This window comes from Myxococcus xanthus (assembly GCF_013116825.1).
GTDB classification, from domain to species: Bacteria; Myxococcota; Myxococcia; order Myxococcales; family Myxococcaceae; genus Myxococcus; species Myxococcus xanthus_B.
In genome coordinates, this window is record NZ_JABFNS010000248.1 from 1 (window position 1) to 5,270 (window position 5,270).

The 5,270-nt window shown below is 68.4% G+C and carries 1 protein-coding gene; it reads left to right on the forward strand.

Annotated features, from left to right (window positions below):
• The coding region (locus HNV26_RS36735) for a non-ribosomal peptide synthetase (RefSeq protein WP_171453016.1) at positions 1 to 5,270 on the forward strand (5,270 nt) is incomplete at both ends.

Consider the following 5,270-nt stretch of genomic DNA (forward strand, 5'->3'; position numbering starts at 1 on the left):
GGTGAAGGAAGCGGCGGCGGTGGTGAGGGGAGAGGGGCAGGAGAAGCGGGTGGAGGCGTACGTGGTGGCGCCTGGAGGAGAGGGAGGGGCGCTGAAGGAGTACGTGAGGCAGAAGCTGCCGGAGTACATGGTGCCGTCGGTGGTGGTGGTGCTGGAGGCGCTGCCGCTGACGCCCAACGGCAAGGTCGACCGGAGAGCATTGTTGGCCTTCGACGCGGGGCCCTCCGAGCCGCGTCAGCACATCGAGCCGCGTACGGCCACCGAGCAGCGGCTGAGCATCATCTGGTGTGAAGTGCTGGGCATCGAGCGGGTGAGCGCGGACGCTGACTTCTTCGAGTTGGGCGGGCACTCGTTGCTGGCCACGCAGCTCATCGCGCACATCCGCTCCGCCTTCGGCGTGGAGTTGCCCCTGCGCACGCTCTTCGCGTCACCGGCCCTCGAAGGGCTCGCGCTGCGAATCGAGGAGGCGGCGCGGGAAGCGGCGTCGCCGACCGTGCCAGCGCTGACCCGGGTACCTCGCATGGGCGCATTGCCCGTGTCGTTCGCCCAACAGCGGCTCTGGTTCATCGACCAGCTCCACCCGGGCAGTGCCAGCTACAACGTCCCCATCGTCCTCCGAATCGAGGGCTCGCTCGATGTGGGCGCGTTGCAGCGCGCGTTCTCCGCGCTGGTGGCGCGCCACGAGTCGTTGCGCACGACGTTTGCTTCCCACGAGGGACAGCCTGTCCAGGTCATCCATCCGGCCATGGACGTCCAGCTCGCCTTCGAGGACTTGAGCACGCTGCCGGAAGAGGAGCGGGAGGCCGAATTCCGCGCGCGTGCGACGCGCACAGCCCTGCGGCCGTTTCATCTGGAGCGCGGCCCCCTGATGCGCGTGGGACTGTCGCGGCTGTCGCCGGATGTGCACGCCCTGGTGCTGGTGCTGCATCACATCGTCTCGGATGGTTGGTCGCTGGGCGTGCTGGTCCGCGAGGTGGGCGCGCTCTATGCCGCCTTCCTCGAAGGACGGTCTCCCGGGTTGCCGGAGTTGCCCGTGCAGTACGCGGACTACGCGGTGTGGCAGCGGCAATGGCTGAGCGGGGCCGTGCTGGAGACACAGCTCGACTGGTGGCGGCAGCAGCTGTTTGGCGCACCTCCCCATCTGGAGCTGCCTACCGACAAGGCCAGGCCGGCGACGTTGTCGCACCGCGGGGCATGGGTGCCGGTGAGGTTGCCACGGCCGATGAGCGACGCCGTGACAGCACTTGCCCATGCGGAGGGAGCCACACCCTTCATGGTGCTGCTGGCGGCCTTCCAGCTCCTGTTGTCGCGCTACTCGGGGCAGGAGGACGTGCTGGTGGGCTCGCCCATCGCGGGGCGCCGGTACGAAGAGACGGAGGGGCTCATCGGCTTCTTCGTCAACACCCTGGTCCTCCGCGCCCAGGTCCAACCTCATGCCACCTTCAGTGAACTGCTAGCGCAGGTGCGTGAGCGCACGCTGGGGGCGTACGAGCATCAGGACCTTCCCTTCGAGAAGCTCGTGGAGCATCTGCAACCCGAGCGGAACCTGGGGCGCAGCGCGCTCTTCCAGGTCCTCTTCGTATTGCAGAACGCCCCGGTGGGGCCGTTGGCGCTGCCCGGGCTGACCGTGAAGCCGATGGGGTTGATCGACAAGGAGGCGGCGCGCTTCGAGCTTTCGTTGAGTCTGGGGGAGACACCACGGGGTTTCGAGGGCTTGCTCCAGTTCAGCACCGACCTCTTCACGGTGGCCACGGCGGAGCGGATGGTGTTCCACCTGGAGCAGGTGCTGAAGGCCGTCACCACGCGGCCCGCATCGCGCCTCTCCGAGATACCGCTGCTGGCCGATGCCGAGCGTCATCAGGTGCTGGTGGAATGGAACGGCTCGGCAACGGCTCTCCCATGGGAGGCTGTCCACCGGCGCGTCGAGCACCACGCGGAGCGGACGCCGGAGGCGCCCGCGGTACGGTGCGAGGAGCGGGTGCTGACGTACCGCCAGTTGGAAGCGCAGGCCAACCAGGTGGCGCACCAGTTGAGGGGAATGGGGGTGGGCGCGGAAGTGCCAGTGGCGCTGTGCCTGGAGCGGGGCGTGGAGTGGGTGGTGGCGATGCTGGGGATCCTGAAAGCGGGAGGCGCGTACGTGCCGCTGGACCCCTCGCAACCAGAATCCCGCCTGCGCGCGCTGGTGGAAGAAGTGGCCGCACCGGTGGTGGTGACGCAGACGCGGTATGCGGCGACGTTCGAGGGGCTGTCGGCGCGCCGGGTGGAGATGGATGGAGACGCGGCGCGGCTCGAGGCGCAGCCGACGGAAGCACCGCGGGTAGCGGTACATCCCGAGCAACTGGCGTACGTGCTGTTCACATCTGGAAGCACGGGGCGGTCAAAGGGCGTGGCGGTCACACACGGGCAGCTTGCCAACTACGTGGAAGCGGCGAATGCGCGGCTGGGGTTGGCGGAGTGCACACGCTTCGCGCTGGTGTCGACGTTGGCGGCGGACCTGGGAAACACGGTGCTGTACGCGGCGTTGTGGACAGGGGGACTGCTGCATGTGCTGACGCAGGAGAGGGCAAGCAGCGCGGCGGGCGTGGAGGAGTACTTCCAGCGGCATGGGGTGGAGTGTTTGAAGGTGGTGCCCTCGCACCTCGCGGCGCTGATGAGTGGCGCTGCGCCAGGGCAGGTGTTGCCGACGAAGCGGCTGGTGGTGGGAGGCGAGGCGGCGTCGTGGAGCCTGCTGGAGCAGGTGGCGGCGTTGGCGCCCGGGTGCGAGGTGCACAACCACTACGGCCCGACGGAGACGACGGTGGGGGTGCTGGCGGGGCGGGTGGAGCTGCCGCGTCGAGCGGAGTCACCCGCGACGGTGCCGCTGGGACGGCCGATGGGCAACACGCGGGTGTACGTGCTGGACGGGAGCCTGCGCCCTGTACCGGTGGGCGTGGGGGGAGAGTTGTACGTGGGAGGGGCGCAGGTCACGCGAGGGTACGTAGGGCGCCCGGAGTTGACGGCGGAGCGGTACGTGCCGGACCCGTACAGTGGGGAGGCTGGAGCGAGGATGTACCGCACGGGGGACAAGGTGCGGTGGTTGGGGGATGGGCGACTGGAGTTCATCGGGCGGACGGACTTCCAGGTGAAGGTGAGAGGGTTCCGGGTGGAGCCCGGAGAAGTGGCGGCGGTGCTCAGAGCGCATCCCGACGTCCAGGACGCGGTGGTGGTCGCGCGAGAAGAGGTGCCTGGAGACAAACGGCTGGTGGGCTACGCCGTTCGTACGGCCCGGGCGGCTCCGGACATCGCGGCCCTCAGGGCCTTCCTCCAGCAGCGGCTTCCCGGGTACATGGTGCCGTCGGCGCTGGTGGTGCTGGACGCCTTGCCGCTGACGCCCAACGGCAAGGTGGACTGGCGCGCGCTGCCCGTGCCGGACGTGTCGGCGCGTGGCCCGGCTTCCGCCTATGAGGCGCCGGCTTCCCCCATGGAAGAGTCGTTGGCCGCTGTCTGGGCCCACGTCTTGCGGGTGGAGCGGGTAGGCCGGGAGGACGACTTCTTCGCGTTGGGTGGACATTCGCTCCTGGCCACGCAGGTGGTTGCGCGTGTGCGTGCGGTCCTGGGCGTAGAGGTCCCGCTACGCGCCGTCTTCGAGGCGCCCACATTGAGGTCCTTTGCCCAGCAGGTGGAGCAGGCGACTCGAAGCCAGGCGCTGCCCGCGCTACGTCCGATGCATCGGGGGGACCGGGTGCCGCTGTCATTCGCGCAGCAGCGACTGTGGTTCCTGGATCGGCTGAAACCGGGCGGCACCGAGTACAACGTGCCGTATGTGCTGCGGGTGGAGGGCCCCCTGGATGTGTCTGTCCTGGAGCGAGCTTTCTCGGAGCTGGTGCGCCGTCATGAAGTCCTGCGCACGGCCTTCCCGGATGAGGGAGGAGCACCTGTCCAGCGCATCGCTGCGCCATCGCCGGTCCGCCTCTCCGTGGTGGAGCTGGGCGCCCAGGATGAGTCCGAGGTACGCCGCCGGGTGCGCGCGGAAGTCGACCGTTCATTCGAGCTCGCGCGTGGGCCGCTGCTACGCCTCCTGCTGTTGAAGCAGTCCGAGCAGGCGCACGTCCTCGTGCTGCTGTTGCATCACATCGTCTCGGACGGCTGGTCCGCGAGTGTGCTGCTTCGGGAACTGGCGGCACTCTACGACGCGTTCTCGCAAGGGCTGCCGTCACCATTGCCGGAGCTGTCCGTGCAGTACGCGGACTATGCGCTCTGGCAGCGTGAGTGGTTGAAGGACGAGGTGTTGGAATCGCAGGTTCGCTACTGGCGTGAGGCACTGGCGGGCGCGCCGCGATTCCTGGACCTCCCCACGGACAGGCCTCGCCCCGCGGCGCAGACCTTTCGAGGCGGAGTCCAGAGGCAGATGTGGCCGAAGGCGCTGTGGCAGCAAGTGGAGGTGACCGCGCGGCGAGAAGGGGCCACGCCGTTCATGGTGCTGCTGGCGGCGTATCAGACGGTGTTGTGGCGGCTCTCGGGGCAGGACGACATCAGCGTGGGCTTCCCCATCGCGGGTCGCACGCAGGCGGAGACGGAGGGGCTCATCGGCAACTTCGCCAATACCCTGGTGCTGAGGGCTCGCGTACGTCCTGAGCTCTCCTTCCGGGACATGTTGGCGCAGGTGCGTGAGGTGACCCTGGGGGCCTACGCGCACCAGGACGTCCCGTTCGAGAAGCTGGTGGAGGCATTGCAGCCGGAGCGGGACCTGAGTCGCAGCCCGTTGTTTCAAGTGTCCCTGACACTCCAGAACACGCCTGCGCCCGAAGTGAAGCTGCGACAGGGATTGTCGCTGACGGTGATGGACGCGCGGATCCAGACGTCGAAGTTCGACCTGTCGATGTTCGTCGTCGAGCTGCCGGAAGGAGCCGCCGCGTCAGTCAATTACAACAGCGACCTGTTCGAGGCGAAGACGGCGGAGCGGCTGCTGAAGCAGGTGTCGGTGCTGCTCGAGGCCGCGGTCGCGAATCCGGAGACGCGCCTGGGCGAGCTGTCGTTGATGACGGAGGAGGAGCGGCGCCTGTTGGTGGAGGAGTGGAGCGGGCGGCGAGAGGAGTACCCGAGGGAAGCGTCGCTGGCGGAGCTGTTTGAAGCGCAGGTGGAGAGGACGCCGGGCGCGGTGGCAGTGGAGTGGGCAGGGCAGCAGGTGAGTTACGAGGCGTTGAATCGCCGAGCAAACCAGTTGGCGCACCACCTGAGGGGAATGGGAGTGGGCCCCGAGGTGAGAGTGGGGCTGTGCGTGGAGCGCTCGT